The 24,481-nt window shown below is 63.7% G+C and carries 24 protein-coding genes; 8 read left to right on the top strand and 16 right to left on the bottom strand.

The window, feature by feature from the left end; all coding sequences use genetic code 11:
* Positions 1 to 37: 37 nt before the first annotated feature.
* The 9 genes from FNZ07_RS27785 to FNZ07_RS27750 form a co-directional block, all read right to left on the bottom strand.
* Positions 38 to 1,657 carry a sigma-54 dependent transcriptional regulator gene (locus tag FNZ07_RS27785; protein ID WP_245811461.1) on the bottom strand — a complete coding sequence of 540 codons (1,620 nt, stop codon included), beginning with the start codon at positions 1,655 to 1,657 and terminating at the stop codon, positions 38 to 40.
* Between the two features lie 24 nt (positions 1,658 to 1,681).
* Positions 1,682 to 3,160 carry a hypothetical protein gene (locus FNZ07_RS27780; protein ID WP_091011531.1) on the bottom strand — a complete coding sequence of 493 codons (1,479 nt, stop codon included), beginning with the start codon at positions 3,158 to 3,160 and terminating at the stop codon, positions 1,682 to 1,684.
* A 107-nt stretch (positions 3,161 to 3,267) separates the two neighbouring features.
* Complete coding sequence (locus tag FNZ07_RS27775; RefSeq protein ID WP_091011532.1) at positions 3,268 to 4,095, bottom strand: peptidase C39; 828 nt, start codon at positions 4,093 to 4,095, stop codon at positions 3,268 to 3,270.
* 7 nt (positions 4,096 to 4,102) lie between these two features.
* Positions 4,103 to 4,813: a C39 family peptidase gene (locus FNZ07_RS27770; protein WP_091011533.1), complete on the bottom strand. Its 711-nt coding sequence runs from the start codon at positions 4,811 to 4,813 to the stop codon at positions 4,103 to 4,105.
* Positions 4,814 to 4,910: 97 nt separating this feature from the next.
* Positions 4,911 to 5,399, bottom strand: a complete 489-nt coding sequence (locus FNZ07_RS34585; protein WP_409373397.1) for a hypothetical protein — start codon at positions 5,397 to 5,399, stop codon at positions 4,911 to 4,913.
* Between the two features lie 32 nt (positions 5,400 to 5,431).
* A complete protein-coding gene (locus FNZ07_RS34580; protein ID WP_409373396.1) occupies positions 5,432 to 6,295 on the bottom strand; it encodes a hypothetical protein in 864 nt (287 codons plus the stop codon).
* A 30-nt stretch (positions 6,296 to 6,325) separates the two neighbouring features.
* Positions 6,326 to 6,931, bottom strand: coding sequence for a hypothetical protein (locus tag FNZ07_RS27760; RefSeq protein ID WP_245811470.1), 606 nt, complete (start codon positions 6,929 to 6,931; stop codon positions 6,326 to 6,328).
* 23 nt (positions 6,932 to 6,954) lie between these two features.
* Positions 6,955 to 7,479, bottom strand: coding sequence for a hypothetical protein (locus FNZ07_RS27755; RefSeq protein WP_245811462.1), 525 nt, complete (start codon positions 7,477 to 7,479; stop codon positions 6,955 to 6,957).
* A 68-nt stretch (positions 7,480 to 7,547) separates the two neighbouring features.
* Complete coding sequence (locus FNZ07_RS27750; RefSeq protein ID WP_091011536.1) at positions 7,548 to 8,039, bottom strand: hypothetical protein; 492 nt, start codon at positions 8,037 to 8,039, stop codon at positions 7,548 to 7,550.
* Positions 8,040 to 8,578: 539 nt separating this feature from the next.
* On the opposite strand from FNZ07_RS27750, the gene FNZ07_RS27745 reads away from it, so the two are divergent.
* Entirely contained in the window at positions 8,579 to 9,973 is a 1,395-nt protein-coding gene (locus tag FNZ07_RS27745) for a sigma-54 dependent transcriptional regulator (protein ID WP_091011537.1), read from the top strand.
* A gap of 159 nt (positions 9,974 to 10,132) precedes the next feature.
* The gene (locus tag FNZ07_RS27740; RefSeq protein ID WP_091011538.1) at positions 10,133 to 11,104 is read left to right on the top strand and encodes a thymidylate synthase; all 972 of its coding nucleotides are present in this window, start codon (positions 10,133 to 10,135) and stop codon (positions 11,102 to 11,104) included.
* Positions 11,105 to 11,155: 51 nt separating this feature from the next.
* Here FNZ07_RS27740 and FNZ07_RS27735 read toward each other — a convergent pair whose 3' ends face one another.
* The gene (locus FNZ07_RS27735) at positions 11,156 to 11,869 is read right to left on the bottom strand and encodes an ArsR/SmtB family transcription factor (RefSeq protein WP_091011539.1); all 714 of its coding nucleotides are present in this window, start codon (positions 11,867 to 11,869) and stop codon (positions 11,156 to 11,158) included.
* 181 nt (positions 11,870 to 12,050) lie between these two features.
* Here FNZ07_RS27735 and FNZ07_RS33775 point away from each other — a divergent pair, with 181 nt between their 5' ends.
* A complete protein-coding gene (locus FNZ07_RS33775; RefSeq protein WP_170275846.1) occupies positions 12,051 to 12,197 on the top strand; it encodes a hypothetical protein in 147 nt (48 codons plus the stop codon).
* Between the two features lie 240 nt (positions 12,198 to 12,437).
* Complete coding sequence (locus tag FNZ07_RS27730; protein WP_091011540.1) at positions 12,438 to 13,586, top strand: GlxA family transcriptional regulator; 1,149 nt, start codon at positions 12,438 to 12,440, stop codon at positions 13,584 to 13,586.
* A 31-nt stretch (positions 13,587 to 13,617) separates the two neighbouring features.
* Here FNZ07_RS27730 and FNZ07_RS33770 read toward each other — a convergent pair whose 3' ends face one another.
* Entirely contained in the window at positions 13,618 to 13,794 is a 177-nt protein-coding gene (locus FNZ07_RS33770) for a hypothetical protein (protein WP_170275763.1), read from the bottom strand.
* A gap of 261 nt (positions 13,795 to 14,055) precedes the next feature.
* On the opposite strand from FNZ07_RS33770, the gene FNZ07_RS27725 reads away from it, so the two are divergent.
* Positions 14,056 to 14,559 (top strand): acyl-CoA thioesterase, encoded by a 504-nt coding sequence (locus FNZ07_RS27725; protein WP_091011541.1) that lies wholly within the window; start codon positions 14,056 to 14,058, stop codon positions 14,557 to 14,559.
* A gap of 61 nt (positions 14,560 to 14,620) precedes the next feature.
* On the opposite strand, the gene fumC is transcribed toward FNZ07_RS27725, so the two are convergent.
* The 5 genes from fumC to FNZ07_RS27700 all read right to left on the bottom strand — a co-directional run bounded on the left by fumC (position 14,621) and on the right by FNZ07_RS27700 (position 21,032).
* Complete coding sequence (gene fumC / locus FNZ07_RS27720) at positions 14,621 to 16,021, bottom strand: class II fumarate hydratase (protein WP_091011542.1); 1,401 nt, start codon at positions 16,019 to 16,021, stop codon at positions 14,621 to 14,623.
* Positions 16,022 to 16,104: 83 nt separating this feature from the next.
* Positions 16,105 to 17,760, bottom strand: a complete 1,656-nt coding sequence (locus FNZ07_RS27715; protein ID WP_170275845.1) for a phospholipase D family protein — start codon at positions 17,758 to 17,760, stop codon at positions 16,105 to 16,107.
* A gap of 118 nt (positions 17,761 to 17,878) precedes the next feature.
* Positions 17,879 to 18,829 carry a ketopantoate/pantoate/pantothenate transporter PanS gene (panS, locus tag FNZ07_RS27710; RefSeq protein WP_091011543.1) on the bottom strand — a complete coding sequence of 317 codons (951 nt, stop codon included), beginning with the start codon at positions 18,827 to 18,829 and terminating at the stop codon, positions 17,879 to 17,881.
* Positions 18,830 to 19,186: 357 nt separating this feature from the next.
* Positions 19,187 to 20,623: an MATE family efflux transporter gene (locus FNZ07_RS27705; RefSeq protein ID WP_091011544.1), complete on the bottom strand. Its 1,437-nt coding sequence runs from the start codon at positions 20,621 to 20,623 to the stop codon at positions 19,187 to 19,189.
* 190 nt (positions 20,624 to 20,813) lie between these two features.
* Positions 20,814 to 21,032, bottom strand: a complete 219-nt coding sequence (locus tag FNZ07_RS27700; protein ID WP_091011545.1) for an RNA-binding S4 domain-containing protein — start codon at positions 21,030 to 21,032, stop codon at positions 20,814 to 20,816.
* A gap of 296 nt (positions 21,033 to 21,328) precedes the next feature.
* Here FNZ07_RS27700 and FNZ07_RS27695 point away from each other — a divergent pair, with 296 nt between their 5' ends.
* The 3 genes from FNZ07_RS27695 to FNZ07_RS27685 all read left to right on the top strand — a co-directional run bounded on the left by FNZ07_RS27695 (position 21,329) and on the right by FNZ07_RS27685 (position 24,469).
* Entirely contained in the window at positions 21,329 to 21,796 is a 468-nt protein-coding gene (locus FNZ07_RS27695; RefSeq protein ID WP_091011546.1) for a hypothetical protein, read from the top strand.
* Between the two features lie 41 nt (positions 21,797 to 21,837).
* Positions 21,838 to 22,092, top strand: coding sequence for a hypothetical protein (locus tag FNZ07_RS27690; protein ID WP_091011547.1), 255 nt, complete (start codon positions 21,838 to 21,840; stop codon positions 22,090 to 22,092).
* Between the two features lie 139 nt (positions 22,093 to 22,231).
* Positions 22,232 to 24,469 carry an ATP-dependent helicase gene (locus FNZ07_RS27685; protein WP_322788638.1) on the top strand — a complete coding sequence of 746 codons (2,238 nt, stop codon included), beginning with the start codon at positions 22,232 to 22,234 and terminating at the stop codon, positions 24,467 to 24,469.
* The last annotated feature ends 12 nt before the right edge of the window (positions 24,470 to 24,481 follow it).

Below are 24,481 nucleotides of genomic sequence, written 5' to 3'. Positions count from 1 at the left end.
CGATTGTACCCGAGCGGTCTCGCGCGTCTGTCTTGCGCTAGTCGTGCGCGCTTTGTGCTCCCGGTGTGTCATGAGTATCGGCGTTATCGCCTTCGGTACCGAACGGCGGCTTGTCGTCGTGCTCGCTGATTTCGCGCAAACCATGCGAACCCATCAGCCGATATAGCGTCACTCGCGAAATGCCGAGATCGGCGGCGGCTTCGTTGAGCCTGTGGCGGTGGCGCAGCAAAGCGGTTTCGATTGCGCGTTTCTCCGCGGCTTCGCGCGCCTGCGCGAGGCTCATCGTTTGCTGCGCGGTGAAGTGCGCGAGGTCGAGGTCGTCGGCGGAAATCAGTTTGCCTTCGGCCATCACGATGGCGCGCCGCACGCGATTGATCAGCTCGCGTACATTGCCGGGCCAGTTGTAGTTGTACATCGCCTCGATCGCGGACGGCGTGAAGCCGCGAATCTTGCGCGCGCTGTCCACCTTGAAACGATGCAGGATGTGATGCGCCAGAATCTCGATGTCCTTGCCGCGCGCACGCAGCGGCGGTTCGTCGACGCGCAGCACGCACAGCCGGTGAAACAGGTCGGTGCGAAACCGGCCGTCGCGTATCGCGCCTTCCAGATCGATGTGAGTTGCCGAGATAATGCGCACGTCGACCGCAATCGATTCATGTCCGCCCAGCCGTTCGATCCGGCCTTCCTGCAGGAAGCGCAGCAGGCTCGCCTGGCTTTCCATCGGCAGGTCGCCGATTTCATCGAGCAGCAACGTGCCGCCATCGGCCGCTTCGACCCGGCCGATCTTGCGCTGGTTCGCGCCGGTGAACGCTCCGCGCTCGTAGCCGAACAGCTCCGACTGCAGCAGATGGTGCGGAATCGCACCGCAGTTGATCGCTACGAACGGCGCCTTGCGGCGCGGCGAGCGTTCGTGAATCGCGAGCGCGGTCAGTTCCTTGCCGGTCCCCGATTCGCCGGAGATAAAGACGCTCGCGTCGGTGTTCGCGACCTTGCGGATCGTGCGGAACAACTGTTGCATCGCTTCGCAGGTGCCGACCATTTCGTCGTCGCCGGCGCATGCGACGCCGGCCGCAAGATCGAGATCGCACAGCGTGATCATGCCGAACGCGTGGCCGACGAGATAATCGACGGTCGCATTGGCCACCGGCAGCTTCACGTAGTCGAAACAGTACTGACGGATCAGGCGTCGCGTGTCGGGTTCGATGAGCCGCTCTTCGGTGGCGAGCGCGATCCAGCCGACCTGCTGCTGTTGCAGGCTCGCTTCGAGCCCGGCCAGCTCGCGAGCCGGAAAGCTCGCGAGATCGACGATGCCGGCGCAGGCCACTTCGGGCTTGAGCAGTCGCCCGATCTCATACGAAGAGCGCGCCACCGATACGACCCAGCCGCGGCTGCGCAGATGCGCGGCGAGCGCTTCGTCGGGCTTGCGCGTCAGGTAGAGCAGGGCGCGTTCGGGCTCGGCTGTGGCGGCACCGTTGGCGTTGTCGCGGGTCGTGTCGTTCGCCGTACCGCTGGCGCGTTCGTCGGTACGCGCGGCGTCGTCGGCGGCGTCGGTGTCCGTCGGCCGCCCTGTGGGGGCATCGTTCGAACTTGCGATCGTCAGGCGACTGCCCGCGCCCGCGAACGGCATGATGCTGGTGAGTTGGGATGAGTCGCGCACGATCAGCCTCATATCGGTGAATCGTCAGAAAGTGTACGGGAAGCGCACGCCGACCACGAAGTTCGGCGCATCGGGCGTAAGGCCGACAGAAACCGAACCGTTGATCGTCAGGTGCTTGTTCACTACGTGGTTCAGCCCGAAGTTCAGCGCCGACGCGGTGGTTTCGCTACCCGGCACCTTGCTGTAACTTTCGCCGGGCGCGCGTGTCTTCGAGGCCGGTTCGAGCGCCATCGTGTACGAAATGCTTGCCGAGTCCTTGTCCGAGAACGCGAGCGCAACCCCGCCACCGAACTGGATGATGTCGCCGAGCTTCACCGTGGCCGGTTGCGTCTGTCCCACTACCGACGAGATATCCGCGAACGAGCGCGCGATGTTGTACGTGTACGAGAGGCTGCCGAACAGCACGACCGGGTCGTAGGTCTTCAGCAGCGAGACGCCCGCCGTGATGTTCCAGAAGCCCGTGCCCGTGGGCAGCTTGGAAGGCGCGACGAGGTTGGTGTTGTCCGGCGTCAGCTGGACGACCTTGACGCCGAACGGCGAGCTGCCGGTCGGCGCCTTGATACGCAGGCTGCCGACCACATCGGGCATGCTGTTGGTCTCTTTCAGGAACTGATAGTAGATCCCGAAGTTGATATCGCCGATACCACTCGAATTGAGCGACGCGTCGGACATCGAATTCGCCGCGCCGCCGGCCCCGCCGATGATGAAATTGCTGTGCCGGTACACGTACGGCACGTCGACGTCGATGCTCATGCGGTCGGTGAGACCGTAGCGCGTATCGAGATCGGCCATCACCTGGTGCGACTTGGTTTCGCCGAGGTTGATGTTGCCGAGGAAGATCGCATCGAGCGCGAGGAACCCGGACAGCTGCAACTGCCGGCGATCGTAATACGTGTCGCTGATACCCCAGTCGAGCGTCAGCTTGTGATCGAAGAGCGGCGCGTGTTCGCGCTGCACGACGGCTTCTTCGGCCTGGGTCCGCACCGGCTCCGCGGCTTTCTGCGTCTGTCCGACCGTGGTGCCGTCCGGCATCGGCGCGGGGCCGCTCGTGCCCGGTGCAGTCCCGCTGCCGGTGCCGTTGCCATTACCCGGTGAGGGTGGGTTGACCGGCACGCCGGTCGCAGTGCCGGTTGCGTCGCCGGGCGCGGACGCGCCTGGGCTGATCTGCGCGAGCTGCTGCAACGGTTGTAGCGGCGGTAGCTGAACCGGCAAGCCGTCCGCACCCGGTTGCGCGGCAACTGCCTCGCTGCCGGCCGGCGCACCGGCGCCCGGTACACCGCGGCCGCGTTGCGCCATTTCCAGACTCGTGACCTGCTGTTCGAGCGAGTGAATCTGCCGTTGCTGTTCGTCGACGACGCGCATCAACGTATTGAGCCGGTCTTCGACCGACTGGTTCGCGAGTGCCTGGGCAGCCGCGCCTTGCGACAGCGCGAACAGCAGCACGGCGGCCGGAATGGCGGCGAGTGCGATGCGCGGTGTCCTGGTCCTAGAAACGTTAGTCATTTTTGTTCCCCCGGTATCGGGCCGCGCAACCGGTCTCGGTTAATGCGTTGCGCGGCCCTCTTCGATACGACTACTGCGTTCCTGCATGCGGGCGGCGGCCCGCCGCATCATCTCCTGACGATGGCTGCGTTCTGCAGGGCTTGAAGAACGCCGGCCTGTTGCAACATGGCGGGTGACATCTGCTGCGTTTGCAGATGCAGTTGCAACTGGTTGGCGACTTGTTGGTTATTGCCGGCGATCTGTAGCAACTGCGCGATCGCACCGGCTTGTTGCGCGCTGTTCGGCGCGATGGTCTGGGTCGCGAGTCCGGCCGGCGTTTGTAGTGCGACGGTGACACCGCCGTTGCCGAACGCGATGCCGGCCCGGATCGTGCCCGCGGCGTTCGACGCGTTTGCACTGGCGGCGTTATTGCCGCCCGGCAATAACGCGGGCGCGCCGTCACCGAAGTCGATCTGCGCGGCGTTCACGCCGACGTTGCGGTCACCGGCTACCTGGGTGACCTGCGACACCCCATTCACCGAGATGCTCTGGCCACCGTTGGCGCCGGCATTCGGATTGGCACCGTTGTTGCCGTTGCCGCCGCCCACCACGCTCGCAAGCGTGTTGACGGTCGCGGTCAACTGATTCGCGGTGTTCGCCGCGACGGCAAGCGTGCCCTGCGCGATGGCGGTCACGCCGTTGGGCAGTTGCCATTGGGACAGCAGGTTCAACACGAACCCGGAAATCATCGACGCACCGGCGTACTTGCCGGTCTGCTGCGACAGAACGTCGTCGTCGACGGCTTGCCACTCCATCGTTTGCGGGGCGGCGTCGCGGATCGCGAGCAGGTCCTGCACCGGTGGCGGGCCGATGCTTTCCGCAGCAAACGCACTACTTGCAAGGCTGCACGCCGTGGCGCATAACGCGAAGCCGAGCTGTGAGATTTGGCGCTTCATGGTTGATTCAGAACAGGTCTGCCTTGATCAATCCGTATTCGACAAAGGGGGTCGCCGCCGAACCGTTTTCAAGCGCATTCGCGCGTAACTTCAAGGCCAGCGACTCGTTGTTTTGCAGCAATGGGGAATCCTCCCTGAACGGCTTTCCGAGAACCGCGAACACGAGGCCGTTCCAGGTTCTCGTAAAGTCCTCTTGAAGCACGATGCGGTTGCCGAGCGCAGGGTCCGCGATAAAGATGCGGCTGTTCTCGGCGTGTTTGACGATCACGAAATGCTCGTAACCATCGATGTTCATCAGCACCATCACGGGAATCTGCAGGCGATAGAGCGCATCCACGTTGACGCGGAAACCTCTGCCGCGCAGGCCGATCGTATCGACGAACTTCTTCATGTCGAGCATCGAGAACCCGTTCTTCACCACGACTTCCGGCGTCGAGAAGGCCATCATCCGGCGGATCAGTTCGGTTTCCGGAATATCGATGCCGTAGCCGTACTTGAGCAGCGTCGCGAGCGCAGCCGCACCGCAGCTGTAGTCGAACTGCTGGTTGACGATGTGGCTGTAGCGGATGTCCTTCATCGAGCGGACCGTCTTGACGAGCGGTACGCCTGCGAGCGTCGACGTATCGATCGTCGTCTGCGCGTAGCTCGCTGCACACGAGGTGCAACTTGCCAGCGCGACGGCAAGCCGTAACGTCCAGGACCGGTTGAAACCGGACATGATGGTCTCCTGCCTTATATGCGCCGGCAGCTACTGTGGCTGCCGGCGCGCTCCTGCCATGGTGCGATGTCGCGAGTACTGCGCTTGCCTGCCTCGCTTACTTGGCCACGTTCATCGAAGCGATCGCGAGGCCGTTGTGCTGCACGTTGCCTGCACCACCGGCGATGTTCACGCCGATGTTGCCTTGAGCGCCGAGCAGCGCGCCCATCCCGAGCGAAGCCGTACCTTCGAACGTACCGTTGAAGGTGAGGCTTGCTTGCTGCACGCTGTTGTCGGTTGCGACCATCGCGCCGTTGGCGTTCTTGTTCACAGTCGACGTCGATGCGGCGAGGCTGTTGTTCTGCACGTTGCCGATGCCGGCCGCGATGTTCACGCCGACATTGCCCGATGCGCCCGACAGCGAGTTGTCACCGACCGAAGCGTTGAGGTTGAAGTTATTGATCTTCGCCGTGCCAGCCGAAGTCTGGTTGTTGAACACCTGCGCATTGCCGAACACGTTGCCGGCATCGACCGATGCGAGCGACGCTTCGTTGCTTTGCGCGTTGTCCACACCTTCCGCGACGTTCACCCCGACATTGCCCGACACGTTTTGCGCAGCACCTGTACCGGTTGTGGCGGTCAGCGTGCCTGCCTTCTGCGTGTTGATGTGCTGGGTGATCTTGCCGTTCGTCGAGACGTCGGTGGTCGCGAGGCTGGCGTCGATGCCCCATGCGGCATAGGCGCTGTTGGTCTCGGTGGAGGCGCCGGCCTGATAGCCCGACTCTTCGCCCCATGCGGACTGGCCACCGGAACCTTGATCGGCATGGAAGCCCACAGCGCGCCCTGTCCCGAACCTTGCGAGGCCTGGAAGCCGCCCGCGAGGCTGTTCGAGTTGGCGTAGCTCGACTGGTTGTAGCCGGCCGAGAAGCCACCTTGCGCATGCGCGGAACCGAAGCCGAAGAACGGCGTGTCGAAGTTCACGTAGTTGTAGCTGCCGCCGATCTGTCCGCCTGCGGCGATGTGGCCGCCGGAGTTCTGCGACGTATGGCTGAAGCTGCCGGCGATGCCCGAGCTTTGCTGGCTGTACTCATAGCCGCCGCCGGCAATCGAGCTGCTTTGGTTGCCGTACTTGTAGCCCGATGCTTCCTGGCCGCCCTGCGCCATCCACGACGACGACGAGTGGCTCGTCGTTTCCGTTCCGAACGCAACGCCGCCGCCCTTGATGGACGAAGAGTTGTTGTGAATGGTCGTCGTCACATAGCCGGACGTATAGGTTTGCGCATTCGGGCTGAGCGATGCGTTGACCATCACGTTCTGGTTGTTGTTGACGACGGCGCCGGCGGTGCTCTGCACGCCGACACAGCCATACAGTGTGACCCAGCCGAACACGCCGACTTCTTCGCCGACGATCGTGGCGTTGAAGATGAACGGGTTGGTGGGTGCCGCGAACACACCGCCCGAGGCGGTGGCGAGTACGGCTGCAGCAATAAGAGTGCGCTTCATGATGTCGCTCCGATTTACAAGTGTGGTCAGTTAAAAAAGAGTGCCCGCCGGGGGACGGAGCACAAAACTGTTTGCCGTGGCATTACCGGCACCGGCTGTCTGGTTGATCTGTACGATCCCGTTGACGTTCTTGAAGGCGTCGTTGGAAATAGTCGCCTCGCGTACGCTGTGAACCCCGATTGCTAGACCTTGACCGCCGTTTTTCGCGGCCGTCGCGGATAGCTCTCTATCCGAGACGGTCTCGACTCCTGGCGCCGCAGTGCCGAGCTGCACACTGTTGCGCTGGAGATTCCCTGCGCCGGCGCTCTGATTGATCATCAGGGCTCCGGACGAATTCGAAAATGCGTTGCTGCCGATCGATGCAGTCGTGCTCGTGACCTTCGCGGCAACCGATGCGCTTTGCGCGCTTGCGTTGTCGGCGGCGACGGCGTTGCCACCCGTGATCGTCAGCTGGTTGGCCTGTGCGTTGTCGACACCGGCCGTTTCGTTGACCGCCACCGCACCGGTCGTACCGACACCTGCGCCGGCACCGATCGATGCGGTGCCGCTCACGACCGGCACGCGCTGCGCATAAGCGCTGCTGACAAGGAGCGCGACGAGTACGGCGCTGCCCGTATGAACGAGCGTGCGCGCCATGCGCTGCGAAGAACGGCGCGCGCTCATTTCAGACCTCCGAGTCCGCCGCTCAGCGCAGCAGACAGCGGTGCAAGGGCGCCTGTCACCGACTGCGAAATCGTGCCGCCGATACCGGCACCGGCCAGGCCCGCGCCGCCCGCACCGAGCGGAATGCTGCCGCCCGCCGCGTTGCCGCTGAGAATGCGCGTCACGCCCTGGATGCTGTCGCCCATCGCACCGATCGGCGCGAGGCCGCTCGAGCCGCGCGCGGTCGTCAGGTCGGCGTCGGACACGATCTGCGCCATCATCGGATCGAAGGTGTTGGCCGGGAACGTGGTGGCGCGCACGGCGACCGGATCCTGGTCGCGCGGAACCTGGGCGAACGCACTGCGTGGCGTGATTTCCCGCTCGACGATGATGTCGCCCGGGTTCACCGCCTGTTGTGCGGCGGCGATGCCGGCTCCGCTTGCGGCCGCGATTCCGAGCAACGCCTGCAGCACGGGCAGCAGCGCGGGCAGCAGTACTGCCAGCGGACTGCGTGCGTGCGACGGGTGGATCGAGGTGCTCATGTCTGCTCCCGGTAGCGCGGCGACCGATGCGGTCGTCTCGCAGTGTTCGTGTGATGACGTAATCCGCATCACTTTCTCGTGTAGCTCGCGACGTTGCTCTGTGTGGCATGCGCCGCATCGACCGGAACCGGCAGAGGTGCGGGCGGCGCGATCTCGTCCCACAGCGTCACGGTGCCGCCGCGCATCAGTTGCGGTGTCGCGGCCACCATCAACATGCCGCTCGCGCCGCCGCGCTGATGCGAGAGCATCTGGTCGTCGAGCGCCAGGTCGTTCATCGATGCAGCATCGGTCCGGTCGCGCAGTACGGCGGCGAGAGTGGAACCGCTTTCAGCTGACGTATCGTCGAGCGCGGCCGTGATCGTTGCGGGTGCATCGATAGCGACCGGCATAACAAACGATGCGTTCGCGAGGACGAAGGGCGCGGCATACGTATCGAGCGCTCGGGCAGGCACGAAGGTCTGCGCCTGAACCGCAAAAGGCAGCGCACTGCAAACGAGCGCGACGCAGAGCGCGGCACGTGGCGTAACGGCAATCAGGTCGATGCGGAAAGCGAGTCGCATGATGTCTCTCCTTGGTGCGAGGCATTTAGCGAAACGTGTGCCATGAGCCGCAATCCGTTGATACGACTGGGCTCACCGTTGCTTGTCCGGAGCGGGAAATCGCAAAACGGGAAAAAACGTTTCAGCGCTGAAACGGGCGGCAGAAAATACCGATGAACGGCAATTGCAAGCTATTGCGACAACCGTCGCAATCACTCATGGTCAACCCTTTGTGGAAACGTTTTATTCAAAAGACGTAGACTTGCGGACCACGATGCGAGCCTTGCTGGGCAAGGTGTTCAGCAATTAATTTGCATATGTGTTTTCTAAGTGGCGGGCGTATAGTAAGCTCTCGAAAACAGTTCCATATTTTAAAAAACCCGCTACTGGGCCGTCTCGATACACACACACACGCCGCTTTTCGGGGATTCGCTGTTCGCACGAATGGAATGGCCGTTCGGGTTTTGCCCTGCGTGAGTCCCGATGCGAATCAGCGTGTCTGAAACATGTTCAGGTACGTGCCGTCATCCTTAACGTTCGTTGACGAGAGGATCTGAATAATGGAATCCGCAACGCGCCAATTGATTTACGTTTCGCGCGACCCCAATGTGAGGTTGCACACCCAGTTTCATGACCGTGGCTGGCATGTCGAGGTAGTTGGCTCGGCACGCGACGCGCGTCGCGCCGTTCGCGCCGGTATGGCGGCGGGCGGTTTGCTCGATCTGACAAGCCGTTTTCAGCAACACGAAATCGCTGCATTCGAAGCGTGCCTGACGATGCAAAACGTCGGCTGGGTAGCGGCCACGACGGCCGGCCAGTTGCAGGACGCGGCGTTGCGCAGGCTCGTGCGCGACTACTGTTTCGATTATGTGACGGTGCCGTATTCGGACGATCGTATCGTCGACTCGGTGGGGCATGCGTACGGCATGGTGTCGCTCGGCGAGAACGCGTCGAACGATCCGAAACAGAGCAGCAACGAAGGCGAGATGGTCGGTTCCTGCGACGCCATGCTCGCGCTGTTCCGTTCTATTCGTAAGGTCGCGATGACCGACGCGCCGGTGTTTATCTCCGGCGAATCAGGCACCGGTAAAGAGCTGACCGCAGTCGCGATTCATGAGCGTTCATCGCGGCGTAACGCGCCGTTCGTGCCGATCAACTGCGGTGCGATTCCACCTCATCTGCTGCAATCCGAACTATTCGGCTACGAGCGCGGCGCGTTTACCGGCGCGAATCAGCGCAAGATCGGCCGCGTCGAAGCGGCCAACGGCGGCACGCTGTTTCTCGATGAAATCGGCGATTTGCCGCTCGAAAGCCAGGCGAGCCTGCTGCGCTTCCTGCAGGAGCGCAAGGTGGAACGCCTCGGCGGTCACGGCACGATTCCCGTCGACGTGCGCATCATTTCGGCGACGCACGTCGATATGACCGCGGCGATGATAGAAGGGCGGTTTCGTTCGGATCTGTATCACCGGCTTTGCGTGCTGCAGATCGACGAGCCGCCGTTGCGCGCACGCGGCAAGGACATCGAACTGCTCGCGCGGCACATGCTCGAACGTTTCAAAAAGGATGCAAGCCGCCGCTTACGCGGGTTTTCCCCCGATGCGATTGCCGCGCTTCACAACTACAGCTGGCCTGGCAACGTGCGTGAGCTGATCAATCGCGTGCGGCGAGCGATCGTGATGTCGGAAGGACGCGCCATCACCGCGCGCGATCTCGAACTCGCCGAGTATGTCGAGATCGTGCCGGTCTCGCTCGCGCAGGCACGCGAAGCGGCCGAACGCCAGGCCATCGAACTCGCGCTGCTGCGTCATCGCGGACGACTCGGCGATGCGGCACAGGAACTCGGTATCTCGCGGGTGACGCTGTATCGTCTGCTGGGCGCGCATGGCATGCGGCACATCGAGGCGGAGCCGCTCGCGCAGAACGGCGACCTGCAGGCCACGATGCCGCATCTGTGACAGCACGCTGCGGCGCCGGCCGCATGCTGCTGATACACCGCCGTACCAACGTGCGCCGCGTCTCGCGCGCGCCGCTCCGAACACATCCTCCCTTCGCTTGGTAAAATCACGGTTTCTCGCCTAACCGCGGGCGCCTTGCGCCCGGCCGAAGGAACCTGCATGAAACAATACCTTGACCTCGTCCGCTCGATCCTCGACACCGGCACATGGCAGGAGAATCGCACCGGCATTCGTACGATCAGCATGCCGGGCGCGATGTTGCGCTTCGATCTGCAACAGGGTTTTCCCGCCGTGACGACAAAGAAGCTCGCGTTCAAGTCGGCGATCGGCGAACTGGTAGGGTTTCTCCGCGCCTCGCGCAGTGCTGCGGAATTTCGCGAGCTTGGCTGCAAGGTGTGGGATGCGAACGCAAACGATAATCCGCAGTGGCTCGCGAATCCGTATCGCGAGGGACCGGACGATCTCGGCGACGTGTATGGCGTGCAATGGCGCAAATGGCCGGCATACAAGGTGCTGGACGCACAGGCCACGGCGCGGATCGCCGATGCGACGGCGCGCGGTTATCGCACGGTCACGACATTCGATGAAGACGGTACGCGCAAGGTGCTGCTCTACAAGGCCGTCGACCAGTTGCGCCAATGTCTCGACACGATCATGCAGAACCCGGCGGACCGACGCATTTTGTTTCATGGTTGGAACCCCGCGGTGCTCGAAGAGATTGCATTGCCCGCCTGCCACCTGCTGTATCAGTTCCTGCCCAACGTAACGCGTCGCGAGATTTCGCTGTGCCTGTACATCCGCAGCAACGATGTTGGTCTCGGTACGCCGTTTAATCTGACCGAAGGGGCGGCGTTGTTGCATCTGGTCGGACGTCTCACCGGTTACACGCCGCGCTGGTTTAGTTACTTCATCGGCGACGCGCACATCTACGAGAATCAGCTCGACATGCTGCAACAGCAGCTCACGCGCGAACCGTATGAGAGCCCGCGTCTCGCGATCGCCGACCGTGTGCCCGACTACGCGCAAACCGGTGTCTACGAACCCGAATGGCTGGAGAAGATCGAACCGGCGGATTTCTCGCTCGTCGGTTACCAGCATCACGAGCCGTTGACGGCGCCGATGGCGGTTTGATCGGATGATTCGGTCGAGCGTTACTGTTGAGCGGTATTGTCGATCGAACCGTTACCGCGCAAGAAACTCGTTGAAGCGTTGATGACCGGTCGGCGTAATGCGCAGGATGCGCGGCCGCTCGGTGCGCTCGACCCAGCCCTGGCGAGACCACGAATCGAGCAGCGCTGCACCGAGCGCGCCACCCAGATGCGGGCGCCGTTCGCTCCAGTCAGGACAGGTACACGCGAAGCGTCGTCGACGTGTGTGTTGACCCGCGACATCGATACCCCAGTCCGCGAGATGCGCGGTGCCGCTCGACGTTGCTTCGAGCGCATCGCCGTCCAGCGTGAGCAGGTCGTGCTCGACCATCCGCTCGAACACGCGCACCGCCAGTTCTCCCGCCATGTGGTCGTAGCAGGTCCGCGCGTAGCGCATGTCGACCGGCACCGTACGCGCAGTGCGCGGTGCCGCACGCTGTGGCGCGGTGGCTTGCGCGACGTTGGCGAGCGCTTCGATCGATGCCGCGATATCCGGCGTGGCGATGCGGAAGTAGCGGTGCCGTCCGCGCACCTCGACGGCCAGCAGGCCGCCTTCGGTGAGTCGCGCGAGATGGGCGCTTGCCGCGGAAGGCGACAGGCCCGCAATCATCGTCAGTTCGCCGGCCGGTCGTGCGCTGCCGTCCATCAGCGCCCACAGCATCGCGGCGCGCCCCGGGTCGGCCAGCAACGCGCCGATCCAGCTTAAACCGGGGAAGTGGCTGTGATCGTCGGTGGGGGCGGTGGGCATGGTGGCTTCCTTGCTGGATAAGGGCGGCGCGAGACGGCATAGGCGCGATGTCTCAACTGTACCCGCATGCGGTATTCGATGTTTCAGCCTCGCCTGAATTGTCGAATGAACGGCCGAGGGTCGCTGCGCCGCCGGGCGTCGCCAGGCTAGAATCGTTTCCTGTTCTGCGGAAATCATTGCCATGAAGCTGCTCTTTGCTCTTGCTGCCGTTGCATTGCTGTGCGCTGCCTGCGCGCAGGGTGGCGGCCCGGATGCGTCGGGACCGGGTTCCGGCCGCATCTCGATGTACGGCACGATCGACGAAGGCGTGTCGTATCACAGCAAATAAGGCCGGCGCGCAGGTAACGGTGAAAAGCGACGGTTGGCGGAAATTGATGCCGGATTGTCTTTTCTGCCAGATCGCTCCGTGCGATGCTCGGCCAGTCTCTAGCGGACTTTCGTCCCATTTCCTTGTTTCCTTCATTCGCTGCGCGAGCTTTTCAATGCCGTTTCCCGCTCTTCTTTCGCAACGATCGCTTCGCATGCGCGCAATGCACAGCGTTCGAACGGCGCGACACAGGGGCGATAGATGACCGGCGTAACCGCTTCGAAAACCGGCCGGCGAGTGCCGGCCGCGAAAACTCCAACCCGGGCCGCGAACGAAGCAGCCGCCGCGCCAGCTGCGCGCCACATCGTGTTCGCAGTAGCGCCCGACCTCGTGTTGCTCGATGCGAGCGGCCCGCTTGAAGCGTTCTGGCGTGCCGAACTCATCACCGCAGACCGGCGCTGCGCAACCGGTGCGCAGAGTGTTCAGGACGCACGCGAGCAGGCACCGGCTGCATACCGGCTCTCCATCGCCTCGATCAACGGCGGTGTACTGCAAACCTACCCCGGTCTACCTATCGTCACGCAACGTCTCGACGTGCTCGAGCGCGAACCGATCGATACGCTGATCGTCCCCGGTGTGCCGATCGACGAAGGCTACGCATTGCAGCCCGAACTGGTGGCGTGGATCGCGCGGCGGGCGCCATCTATACGGCGCGTGTGTTCGGTCTGTACGGGCGCGTTCTATCTGGCGGCGGCGGGCGTGCTCGACGGCCTTCGCGTGACGACGCACTGGCGCAGTGCTGGGCGCCTCGCCCAGCAATTTCCGCGCGTGCAGGTGGACGCCGAGCCGATCTTCATCCGCGCGCCGCTCGACGCTCGCTCGGGACGCAGCGTGTGGACTTCGGCGGGTGTTACGGCCGGCATCGATCTCGCGCTCGCGCTGATCGAAGAAGACCTCGGCCACACGATCGCGATGCAGGTGGCACGGCGACTCGTCGTGTTCATGAAGCGGCAGGGCGGCCAGTCGCAGTTCAGCGCCACGCTGGCGGCGCAGACGTCGGCGGCCGGTGCGTTCGATGCGCTGCACGGCTGGATCGCCACGAATCTGCGCGATGACCTGTCGGTCGAGCGGCTCGCCGAACGCGCACGGATGAGCCCGCGCACCTTTGCCCGGCGTTACGTCGACGAAGTGGGGCGCACGCCCGCGCGGACAGTGTCTGCGCTGCGTCTTGAAGCAGCGTCGCGTGCGCTTGCCGAGTCGAGCCGGCCGCTGAAAAGGATTGCGCTCGAATGTGGATTCGGCAGTGAGCAGAACCTGCGGCGCGCGTTTTTGCGCCATTTCGGCGTGCTGCCGCATGATTATCGCGAGCGCTTCGCATCGACCCGACCGGCCGCGCGGTCCCGCGCCTGACATCAACCACTAGCCACTTTTCCGCCGAACCTCAAAGCAGGCAGACCACCCCGTAGTCGACCACCCTGCGAATCAGCCAGTGACGGTTCAACTCCGGCAATTCGTAATCGGGACAGGCGACTTCCATGTAGCCGTTGGCAAGCAGAATGATTTCCGTATGCAAGCGCGACAAGAGCGACAGGCTGGAAAAGAAAAGAGCGGTCTTCATGTCTGCACCCTTGCTACTGAAGAATCGACGATTCCAATCTAGTCCTGGCGGGTTCGTTGGTCGCGCAATTTAGACGGTCTGTTACCGTTCGGGCGACGAGGGGTGCGTACACGTCGGTCTGCTTGAGGCGCTGTGATATCGCGCAGCGGCAGGTCGATAACGGACCGATGATTTTGTCGCACGACCGATGCCGGGGTAAGATTTGCCGCAGCGCCGAGCCGCACTGCCGCGGCCGGCCCGTTCTGACCGACCGGAGTCCCCATGTCTACCCCCGCAGCATCCCTCGATCGATCGGAGACCACGTTCCGCTTTCTTGCCGAGCCGACTTCGGTCAACTTCGGCGGCAAAGTGCACGGCGGTGCGCTGATGAAGTGGATCGACGAAACCGCGTACGCGTGCGCGGCCGTCTGGTCCGGCCGCTATTGCGTGACCGTGAGCGTCGGCAATATCCGTTTTCGCCGGCCGATTCTCGTCGGTAATCTCGTCGAATTGCGCGCGCGCGTGGTAACGACCGGGCGCACCAGTATGCATATCCACGTGTCGGTGCAGGCGGGCGATCCGAAGGGCGGGGAGTTGCTGCAAACCACCGATTGCCTCGTCGTGATGGTCGCCGTCAACGAGAACGGACATCCGGTACCGGTGCCGCCGTTCGTGCCGGAAACCGACGAGCAGCGGCGCCTCGCCAAATACGCCATGGATGTGAAGGATGCGCTCGACGCGATCGTCGAGCTGAAGCCCGAGGCGGTCGCGCAGGGCAAGGTTTGAGTTAGCGCGGATGCGCTCGGTTGCGCACGGCATGTACCGCGCGCAACCGCTAAAGCCAGTATCAACCTTTGACGTTACCAACCATATCGGCAGGACGAACCCATTCGTCGAACTGCTGTTCCGTCACGTAGCCGAGCGCGAGCGCGGCCGCCTTTAACGTCGTGCCTTCCTTGTGCGCTTTCTTCGCGATCTGCGCAGCCTTGTCGTAGCCGATGTGCGGATTGAGCGCCGTGACGAGCATCAGCGATTCGTTGAGCAACGTATCGATACGCTCGCGATTCGGCTCGATGCCGACCGCGCAGTGATCGTTGAAGCTCTGCGCGCCGTCGGCGAGCAGGCGAATCGATTGCAACACGTTGTGCGCGATCATCGGGCGGAACACGTTCAGTTCGAAGTTGCCGCTCGCGCCGCCGATATTCACCGCGACGTCGTTGCCGAACACCTGTGCACACAGCATGGTCAGCGCTTCCGACTGTGTCGGGTTGACCTTGCCCGGCATGATCGAACTGCCCGGTTCGTTTTCCGGAATCGACAGTTCGCCGAGCCCGCAGCGCGGACCGCTGGCGAGCCAGCGCACGTCGTTGGCGATCTTGTTCAAGCTGGCGGCGACCGTTTTCAATGCGCCGTGCGCGAATACGAGTGCATCGGCGGCTGCCATCACTTCGAACTTGTTGGCCGCGGACACGAACGGCACACCGGTCAGCTTGCCGATCTCGGCCGCGACTTTCGTCGCGAACTGCGGATGCGCGTTGAGCCCGGTACCGACGGCCGTGCCGCCTTGAGCGAGTTCGTACAGATGCGGCAGCGTCGATTCGACGTGACGGATGCCCTGATCGAGTTGCGCGACATAGCCGGAGAATTCCTGACCGAGCGTAAGCGGCGTCGCATCCTGTAGATGCGTGCGGCCGATCTTCACGATGCCGGCGAACGCTTTTGCCTTGCCGTCGAGCGTATCGCGCAGCGTCTTCAACGCGGGCAGCAGATGCCTGACGATGCCGGTCGCGGCCGCCACATGCATCGCGGTCGGGAACACGTCATTTGAAGACTGGCCGCGATTTACGTCGTCGTTCGGATGCACCTTGCGCGCTTCACCGCGTTCGCCGCCGAGCAGTTCGCTCGCGCGATTCGCGATCACCTCGTTGAGGTTCATATTGGTCTGCGTGCCGGATCCGGTTTGCCAGACCGCGAGCGGAAATTCCTGCGGATGCTGGCCGTCGATGATCTCGTCGGCGGCGCGCATGATGGCGTGTGCCTTCGTTTCGTCGAGCACGCCGAGCCCGAGGTTCACTTCGGCGGCGGCGCGCTTGATCACGGCAAGTGCCGTGATCAGTTCCGGCGACTGCTTCTCCGACGAAATGCGGAAATTCTGCAACGAGCGCTGCGTCTGCGCGCCCCACAGGCGAGCGTTCGGCACGGCGATTTCGCCGAACGTATCGCGCTCCATGCGTACATCTTCGGTCATGATGATTTCACTCCGTTTGACTGATCGGGTTCTCGACACGGCACGGCACGGTGCGGCCCGGCGGGAGGCCGGCAGAGGTGCCGTCAAAGCTCGTTATCGATGGGCAACAGCAAGCATATCCCCGTCAGCAGATTTCTGTAGAAACCCGCATGTGGATCGAGGTTATACGTGTGCTGCTGGCCGTTTTCCACATCGGTCCAGATGAGCGGCGACGTGGTCACGCTGTCGTTTTTCAGACGCGCGCGTTCGGCCGGCGTGGCGAGCGTGACGCGATAGCTGATCTCGGGTTGCGTCGCTCGATCGAACAGCGTGGCGACTTCGCCGGCGAGCGCTTCGCTGTGGATTACCAGTGCGAGTTCGGTGTTCAGATGCGCGGAACGTGGATCGAGATTCATCGAACCGATCACCAGTATCTTGCGATCGATCACGTAAGTTTTCGCATGCAGACTCGCGCGCGATTGCGACCCGGCGATGCCGGGTCTCGGTTGATTCTGGATCGGCCGGAATTCGTATAACTCGACGCCTTCTTTTAGCAGCGGCACGCGGTACGGACTGTAGCCGGCCTGCACGGCGATCGCATCGGTTGCGGCCATCGAGTTCGTCAGCACCGCCACGCGCACGCCGCGCTGCGTCAGTACGCCGAGCCCTTTTACACCCGCATCGTGCGGCACGAAATACGGCGAAATGACGAGGAATTCTTTCTGCGCATCGTGCGTCAGTTCGATCAGTCGCTGCATCGGCGGGCTGACGTAGTCGTCGGTGGGTTTGACGATCTTGTCGGGCGTATCGGCCTTGAACTCGGCGGGCGCCCAGGTAAGACCGAGTTCGTTGTTCGCGATCTGCGCGGCGAGCGGTGTTGCGTTCAATGGTTTTGCGTTGTACGGGTCCGCGTTTTCGCGCCAGTGCGCGCGCAGTTCGTCGCGCATCGCATTGAGTTCCTTCGGATCGAACTTCTGATGATTCAACGCGCGCAGCGGGTACGAACTGCTGCTTTGCCAGAATTCGTCGAAGCTCGCCGAGACGTCGTGCGTGATCGGACCGGCCGCGAGCACATCGAGATCGCGGAATTGCAGCGTCGTACTCGCGCTGAAATACTCGTCGCCGAGATTGCGCCCGCCCACAATCGACACCTGGTTGTCCGCGATCATCGCCTTGTTGTGCATGCGGCGCGTAAAGCCGTCGATCTTCGTGAAGAGATTCGTCGTGCGTTCGAACACGCCCCGGTGCGTGGTACCGAACGGATTGAACACGCGGATCTCGATGTTGTCGTGCGAGTTCAGCGCGGCCATCACGCTATCGATATCGTCGAAGTTCAGGTCGTCGACCAGCATCCGCACGCGCACGCCGCGGTCCGCCGCATAGAGCGCTGCGCCGAGCAGTAACTTGCCGGTCGTGTCTTCGTTCGCGATGTAGTACTGCATGTCGAGCGTTTTCGTCGCGGCGCGGGCGAGGGCGATACGCATCTGCAGCGCTTCGGAGCCGTTGGACAGCACGCGAAAGCCCGATTCGCCCGGATGCGCGCGCTCCGGTGCGGCGAGCGCGTCAAGCAGGGGTGTTGGGGTATCGGCGGGCAGTGCGTGCGTGACCTCGCGATTCATCGAGGTGGCGGGCGGGCGTGTCGCGCACGCGCCGAGCAGCGTCGCGGCGATGCATAGCAGGGCTGCGCGGACGGCTACGGCGGCGCTGTGCCGCCAGGGTGTGGTCGATGCGCGATGGGTGGAAAGGGAATACGCCGGCACGCTGCTTCCTCCGTCTGGGTCGACTGTCGAGTAGATGAGGCGTTGCCGCTATAGCAGGGCGATGGCTTCAGCGCATCGCCCGGAGCGGATTCTAGACGCGATTCTAAAGGGGAATGCGTCAGGCCGGCGGCGTATCGGCCCGCGCGGCCCGTGTCGACCCGCGCGCTGGGCGGCCCGCCCAGTAGCCAGCAAGTAGCGAGCCCGACAGGTTGTGCCACACCGAGAACAGCGCGCCGGGCAAGGCGGCGATCGGTGTGAAATAGAGTTTGCCGAGCGTCGCGGCAAGACCGGAGTTCTGCATGCCGACTTCGATCGCGAGCGTGCGGCAGACCGATTCGTCGAAGCCGAGCAGCCGACCGCCCCAATAGCCGCCGAGCAGACCAATGCCGTTATGCAGAACCACGCCGAGCATCACGACGAGCCCAACCGAGGCGATGCTCTTCTGCGTACCGCCGACCACTGCCGCGATGATCAGCAGGATCGCGACCATCGAAATAAGCGGCAGCACGGGCTCGATTTTGCGCACGATGCGGCCGAACAGATGATTGATCACGAGACCGACAGCGATCGGCACGGCGACGATCTGCAGGATGCTGAGCAGCATGCCGCGCACATCGACGGCAATCGATGCGTCCACATAGAGGCGCGTGAGCAGCGGTGTTGCGAACACGCCGACGAGCGTCGACAGTGCGCTGATCGTGACCGACAGCGCGACGTCGCCGCGCGCGAGATAGATCATCACGTTCGATGCCGTGCCGCTCGCCACACTACCGACGAGCACCATGCCGGCCGTGAGATCGGGCGGCATCCGCAGCGCTTTCGCGATTGCCCATGCGGCGAGCGGCATCACGAGGTAATGCAGCACGATGCCGGCAACGACCGGCGCAGGCCGCGTGAACACGCGCTGAAAGTCCGCTACCGATAGCGTGACGCCCATCGCCAGCATGATGATGGTGAGCAGCGTGGTGACGTGCGGCGCGATGCCGCTTACCGATGCCGGCGAAAAATAGGCGGCGAGCGAAACGAGTACAGCCCACAGCGGAAAGAGACGGGTAACCCGGGCGAGCATGACAGGTGGTCCTTGGTTCTGTTTTATGTTGGGAGCGATGGTGCGCGGCACGCGGTTGTTGCGTGCGATGTGTATGGGATCGCGGTATTGCGGATCGTGCGGCGGGCGTATGGCGAGGGTGAACGTGCCACGCGCGTCAGCACATCCTCGTGAGATGCGCAGTGGGATGCACGCAGGCAACCCGCCGCGCATTTTACCGTCGACGCGGCAGATGGCCGGCACGGCGAACGGGCGCACAAAAAAGAAACCCGCGCAGTGCGCGGGTTAAAACCCTGTCAGAGGAGTGTCAAAGTAAGACGGCTTCATCGTAGCGCGGCCACTCATCGACCCCAACCAAGATCGCGTGCTTTGCTTAGCTCACGACGCGGGATGCGACGCTGCCGCGGCAGCCATCCGTACGTTGCGCAGGCTCAGCTTGTGAAAGCGCAGCGTCATCAGCAGTGCGACGCTCGCGAGTCCGGCCGCAAGTCCCCACCACAGTCCGCGTGTGCCGAAGCCGAAGTGGAACGCCAGCGTGTAGCCGGTCGGAAAGCCGATGCCCCAGTAGCCGATTGCGGCGGCGATCATCGGGATGCGTGTGTCCTTCAGTCCGCGCAGACAACCGGAGCCGACCGTCTGCATGCCATCGACGATCTGGAACAGCGCCGCAACGCCGAGCAGCGAGGTGGCGAGCTGCACGGTCGCGGCGTTGCGCGGATCGTCGAGATGCAGGTACAGCCCGACGATCGCATGCGGCGCCAGGATCAGCACGAGACCCGACAGCGTCATGAAGCCGACCCCGAGCGCCAGCGCGACGAAGCCCGCGTGCCGGGCCGCGAGCGGTTGCTGCGCGCCGGTCCAGAAGCCGACGCGCACGTTCGCTGCCTGACCGATCGACAGCGGCACCATGAAGGCGACCGACGCGACGTTCAATGCGATCTGGTGCGCAGCCAGCGACGATTCGCCGAGCACGCCGATCATCAGGCCGGTTGTGAGAAACAGCATCGTTTCGACGCCGTATGTAATCGCGACCGGCCAGCCGATGCCGAACAGCTCGCTCATCAACGGCACGCTCGGGCGTGTCGCGACTGCGAAGTGGCGAAAGCGCGGGCGCAGATGCAGCAGCGCCATCAGTATCAGAGCGGACGTCCAGACCGTGAACGTGGTCGCAGTCGCGGACCCGAGAAAGCCCAGACGCGGCAATCCCCACGCACCGTGAATCAGCCCGTAGTTCAGAAAGCCGTTGACGAACACCCCACCCAGCGACACCCACAGCAGGCGCTTGGCTGCGCCGATGGCGGGCAGGAACGAGCGCATCAAGCCGATCCCGATCAGGCTGCCGAGCGTCGCCCAGCGCAGCACGCCCGTGTATTCGCCGATGTTGTGCGCGAGCAAGGCCGGTTCGCCGAATGCGAGCAGGATCGGCGTCGCGAACGACAGCAGCACGAACGCGGGGATCGACAGCAGCACGGATAACAGGAAGCCGGTCCAGTAGATGTGCGGTACGCGGTCCTCGGCCTGGGCGCCGCGCGCATGCGAGACGCTGACACTGACCGAGGTCAGCACGCCCTGCAGCAGCGTGACCACGGTGAAGAACAGATTCGCGCCGAGGCCGCCGGCTGCGAGCGCATCGGCGCCGAGCGAGCCGAGCAGCACGGTATCGGTCACGCTCATCGCCATCTGCGAGAGCTGCGCAATGGCAAGCGGTGCGGCGAGACGAGCGGTGTCGGCGGCATGGCGCGACAGCGACGGGGGCGCCGAGACGGCGCGCGAAAAGGCGGAACGGCCCGGTTGGGGTTGGCCGGTGTGGGTCATGGTTGGCCTGCAAATAGAAGCGGACGACACGGGCGACGCCGGTGTCGTGATTGATCAGTGTTTTCCGCTGAAGCTGACAAGCTGACAGCTTATTGCCTGCGCGCTCTGTTGTCGATCAACAGGCACAATTTTGGTGCGGGTTTGACGGGGAGGCTGAAGGGGCGCTGCTCGCTGGCGAAGTTTGCGCCCGCTACGCCTCGTGTACCGCGATGCGCGTGTCGCCTAGCAGCACGACCTGGCCTGCGCGGATTTTGCACGTTTTGCGCAGTTCGACCTGGCCGTCGACCAGCACTTCGCCGGCGGCGACGCGCACCTTGGCGGAGCCGCCGCTGTCCGCGAGGCCTGTGATCTTCAGGAGATTGTGCAACTCGACGTAGTCGCCGGTCAGCGTGAAATCGAGGTTGGGCATGGCGTGTGCGACTGGAAAGCGGAACGGGTTCGCATCATAAGCCAGACGCTGGACGGATGCTTGTCCCGGGTGGTTTCGTGGGCTCGGGCCGGCAAATGCAAGCAGATGTTATGCAGATGTCAGGAAATGAAACGTTCCGTAACATCGACTGTTTCTCACGAACTTCACTCGATACGGTCCGTCTGTGGGAATAACTGCTGCGCTTTTGCGGCAGTTCACAGAAACGATCGGGCGTCGCTGGCGCCGAGGGCCAGTGGCTACAACGCCCGATCGCGACAACCTTGGAGAGGATAGCCATGACTCAGATTCGTTCGCTACTGATCGGTACCGCCCTGACCGCCGCGTTGAGCACGCTCGCTACCGGCGCCGCACTGGCGCAGACCGCCGCGCCGCCGGCCCCTGATGTCGCGGGTCAGGCACAGATGCAGGCACCGGCCATGCAGGGTGGTGCGCAGGGCAATGAAATGGCACCCGCCGCACCGGCCGCCGCCGGTATCGAGCAGCCCGTCACGCCGGCACCGCAGCGTCTGACCGCTTCCAGCCCGACCGACCCGCTGGTGCAAAAGCGTAACGCCGACGCGCAGGCGAATGCCAACTACAGCGCTTCGAAGAAGGCATCGAAGACGGAGTACAAGCAGCAGGTGCATGACGCGAAGGTGAATCGCAAGGCCGACAAGCAGGCCGCGAACAACGAGATGAAGGCCGACATGAAGGGCGCGCCGGCTCAAGCGGCGACGCCGGGCCCGGATAGCGGGCAACACTAAGCCGCGCGATGCTCACCGTCATGCAAAGGAGGAACCCATTCATGAACAAGCTGATTAGTACGCTCGGTGTGGCGCTGGTCGCAGGTTGCCTGTCGGCGGTGGCCGTCGCGCAGTCGCACGACCCGGTGTCGGAGCCCACGACGCACGCCGATAAAAAGGCGGCGAAGGCCCAGGCGAAGGCGGACCATAAAACCTCGGTCGCGCAGGCCAAGGCCGACAAACAGCAGGCCGACGCGCAAGCCGACGCAGACAAGGCGACCGCCGACGCGAAAGAGAAGGACGCGAAGAAGGAATAGTGAGGTGCGGGGAGAGGCTGCTTGAAGTCTGAGCTTTCTCCTTCGCGTCACGCATGTGCCACGAGCGGCCCGGAGCACGTCAGTGTCCGGGCCGCTTTTTTGCGCCCGTGTTCGCGGGCTGGATGGCCTGGCATCGCGCATGGTTGCGTCGTCGGGCAAGCGGCCGGCGACGGCTCAGGAAATAGGGCGCTTGCCGCCGAAGGTTGTATGGATATACAGTATCCGTCGCTCACCACTCTCGCCACTGCCTACCGTGCTCTCCGTCGCCGATTCCCCGCTACCCGACACCGCCGCCTGGCTCGCGAAGCTCAACGACGCGCAGCGCGAAGCCGTCGAGTACGGCACCGCCGATGCGACCCAGCCGCCGGGCGCGCTGCTGGTAATCGCCGGCGCGGGGTCCGGCAAGACCAATACGCTCGCGCACCGCGTCGCGCAGCTGATCGTGAAGGGCGCCGACCCGCGGCGCATTCTGCTGCTGACTTTTTCGCGCCGTGCCGCGCAGGAAATGACCCGGCGCGTGACACGCATCGCGGGTGCTGCGCTCGGCACGCGTGCGGTGGCCGCGCAGGGCCTGACGTGGTCCGGCACGTTCCATAGTGTCGGCGCGCGGCTGCTGCGCGAATACGCCGAGCGGATCGACCTGTCGCCGGCGTTCACGATCAACGATCGCGAAGATTCCGCCGATCTGATGAATCTCGTGCGTCACGAACTCGGCCTGTCCGCGAAGGAGCGGCGCTTTCCATCCAAGAGCACCTGCTTCGCGATCTACTCACGCGTCGTGAATACCAGTGCCACGCTCGCGACCGTGCTGGCTCAGGCGTTTCCGTGGTGCTGCGAGTGGGAAGCGGACCTGCGCATGCTGTTCGCCGCCTACGTCGACGCGAAGCAGAAGCAAAGCGTGCTCGACTACGACGACCTGCTGCTGTACTGGTCCTACGTCGCGGCCGAACCATCCATCGCCGCCGATCTGTCGAGTCGCTTCGATCACGTGCTCGTCGACGAATACCAGGACACCAACCGTCTGCAGGCGTCGATCCTGCTCGCGCTGAAACCCGACGGGCGTGGCCTGACCGTAGTCGGCGACGATGCGCAGTCCATCTATTCGTTTCGCGGCGCAACCATACGCAACATCCTCGATTTCCCCGCGCATTTCGATCCGCCCGCGAAGCAGGTAACGCTCGAGCGCAACTATCGCTCGACGCAACCGATCCTCGCCGCATCGAACGCGGTCATCGATCTCGCGGCCGAGCGCTTCACGAAGAACCTGTGGACCGACAAGGCGTCCGCGCAGCGCCCCCGTCTCGTCACTGTCGAGGACGAAGCGGCACAGGCCCGCTATGTGGTCGAGCAGGTGCTCGAAGCGCGCGAAGGCGGCATGACGCTGAAGGCCCAGGCCGTGCTGTTTCGCGCGGCCCATCACAGCGCCGCGCTCGAAATCGAACTGATGAGACGCAACATCCCGTTCGTGAAATTCGGCGGGCTGAAGTTTCTCGATGCGGTGCACGTGAAGGACATGCTGGCCGTGCTGCGCTGGGCGGAGAATCCGCGCGACCGTGTTGCCGGGTTTCGCGTGATGCAACTGCTGCCCGGGGTCGGGCCGGCTACTGCTGGGCGCGTGCTGGATCAGGTGGCTGCTCATGTTGCCACTGAAGCGAGCGGGCGCGCTGCCGAGGCGCTCGCTGCCTTCGCACCGCCCGCGCGCGCAGTCGAAGACTGGCAGCCGTTTGCCGCGCTGATGTCGACGGTATGCGGGCGCGAGTCGCCCTGGCCGGCCGAGTTCGAACTGATCCGGCGCTGGTACGAGCCGCATCTCGAACGCAATCACGAGGACGCGGCGATCCGCCATGCGGACGTGCTGCAAATGGAAAGCATCGCGGGCACATATCCATCGCGCGAGCGTTTCCTGACCGAGCTGACGCTCGATCCACCCGATGCCACGAGCGATGAATCCGGTGTGCCGCTACTCGACGAGGACTATCTGATCCTCTCGACGATCCATTCGGCGAAGGGTCAGGAATGGCGCAACGTGTTCGTGCTGAACGGCGTGGACGGCTGCATTCCGTCGGATCTCGGCACCGGCAGCGAAGAAGAAATCGACGAGGAGCGGCGCCTGCTCTACGTGGCGATGACGCGCGCCAAGGAAGACCTGCATATCGTCGTGCCGCAACGCTTTTATGTGCACAACCAGACGCATCTCGGCGACCGGCACGTCTGGGCGTCGCGAACGCGCTTCATTCCCGCGCATCTGATGTCGCACTTCGATGCCTATGCATGGCCGCACGTCGCGCCGCCCGCGGCACCGACTGCGGCCGGGCTCGCGGCCGCGGCGCAGGCGAAGCTACAGATCGCGGCGAAGCTCCGCAAGATGTGGGAGTGAGGCGGTGCGCTC

It is taken from the genome of Paraburkholderia megapolitana (assembly GCF_007556815.1).
GTDB lineage: Bacteria > Pseudomonadota > Gammaproteobacteria > Burkholderiales > Burkholderiaceae > Paraburkholderia > Paraburkholderia megapolitana.
This window is presented reverse-complemented; position numbering and strand designations above follow the sequence as displayed.

What these genes read in the sequence shown, in the direction of transcription:
- FNZ07_RS27770 (WP_091011533.1), bottom strand. Translation starts at nt 4,813, where the DNA reads ATGTCCGGTTTCAACCGGTCCTGGACGTTACGGCTTGCCGTCGCGCTG.
- FNZ07_RS27705 (WP_091011544.1), bottom strand. Translation starts at nt 20,623, where the DNA reads ATGACCCACACCGGCCAACCCCAACCGGGCCGTTCCGCCTTTTCGCGC.
- FNZ07_RS27745 (WP_091011537.1), top strand. Translation starts at nt 8,579, where the DNA reads ATGGAATCCGCAACGCGCCAATTGATTTACGTTTCGCGCGACCCCAAT.
- FNZ07_RS34580 (WP_409373396.1), bottom strand. Translation starts at nt 6,295, where the DNA reads ATGAAGCGCACTCTTATTGCTGCAGCCGTACTCGCCACCGCCTCGGGC.
- FNZ07_RS27740 (WP_091011538.1), top strand. Translation starts at nt 10,133, where the DNA reads ATGAAACAATACCTTGACCTCGTCCGCTCGATCCTCGACACCGGCACA.
- FNZ07_RS27700 (WP_091011545.1), bottom strand. Translation starts at nt 21,032, where the DNA reads ATGCCCAACCTCGATTTCACGCTGACCGGCGACTACGTCGAGTTGCAC.
- FNZ07_RS33775 (WP_170275846.1), top strand. Translation starts at nt 12,051, where the DNA reads ATGAAGCTGCTCTTTGCTCTTGCTGCCGTTGCATTGCTGTGCGCTGCC.
- FNZ07_RS33770 (WP_170275763.1), bottom strand. Translation starts at nt 13,794, where the DNA reads ATGAAGACCGCTCTTTTCTTTTCCAGCCTGTCGCTCTTGTCGCGCTTG.
- FNZ07_RS27690 (WP_091011547.1), top strand. Translation starts at nt 21,838, where the DNA reads ATGAACAAGCTGATTAGTACGCTCGGTGTGGCGCTGGTCGCAGGTTGC.
- panS (WP_091011543.1), bottom strand. Translation starts at nt 18,829, where the DNA reads ATGCTCGCCCGGGTTACCCGTCTCTTTCCGCTGTGGGCTGTACTCGTT.
- FNZ07_RS27775 (WP_091011532.1), bottom strand. Translation starts at nt 4,095, where the DNA reads ATGAAGCGCCAAATCTCACAGCTCGGCTTCGCGTTATGCGCCACGGCG.
- FNZ07_RS27750 (WP_091011536.1), bottom strand. Translation starts at nt 8,039, where the DNA reads ATGCGACTCGCTTTCCGCATCGACCTGATTGCCGTTACGCCACGTGCC.
- FNZ07_RS27760 (WP_245811470.1), bottom strand. Translation starts at nt 6,931, where the DNA reads ATGGCGCGCACGCTCGTTCATACGGGCAGCGCCGTACTCGTCGCGCTC.
- FNZ07_RS27695 (WP_091011546.1), top strand. Translation starts at nt 21,329, where the DNA reads ATGACTCAGATTCGTTCGCTACTGATCGGTACCGCCCTGACCGCCGCG.
- FNZ07_RS27780 (WP_091011531.1), bottom strand. Translation starts at nt 3,160, where the DNA reads ATGACTAACGTTTCTAGGACCAGGACACCGCGCATCGCACTCGCCGCC.
- FNZ07_RS27725 (WP_091011541.1), top strand. Translation starts at nt 14,056, where the DNA reads ATGTCTACCCCCGCAGCATCCCTCGATCGATCGGAGACCACGTTCCGC.
- FNZ07_RS27735 (WP_091011539.1), bottom strand. Translation starts at nt 11,869, where the DNA reads ATGCCCACCGCCCCCACCGACGATCACAGCCACTTCCCCGGTTTAAGC.
- FNZ07_RS27685 (WP_322788638.1), top strand. Translation starts at nt 22,232, where the DNA reads ATGGTTGCGTCGTCGGGCAAGCGGCCGGCGACGGCTCAGGAAATAGGG.
- FNZ07_RS27755 (WP_245811462.1), bottom strand. Translation starts at nt 7,479, where the DNA reads ATGAGCACCTCGATCCACCCGTCGCACGCACGCAGTCCGCTGGCAGTA.
- FNZ07_RS27730 (WP_091011540.1), top strand. Translation starts at nt 12,438, where the DNA reads ATGACCGGCGTAACCGCTTCGAAAACCGGCCGGCGAGTGCCGGCCGCG.
- fumC (WP_091011542.1), bottom strand. Translation starts at nt 16,021, where the DNA reads ATGACCGAAGATGTACGCATGGAGCGCGATACGTTCGGCGAAATCGCC.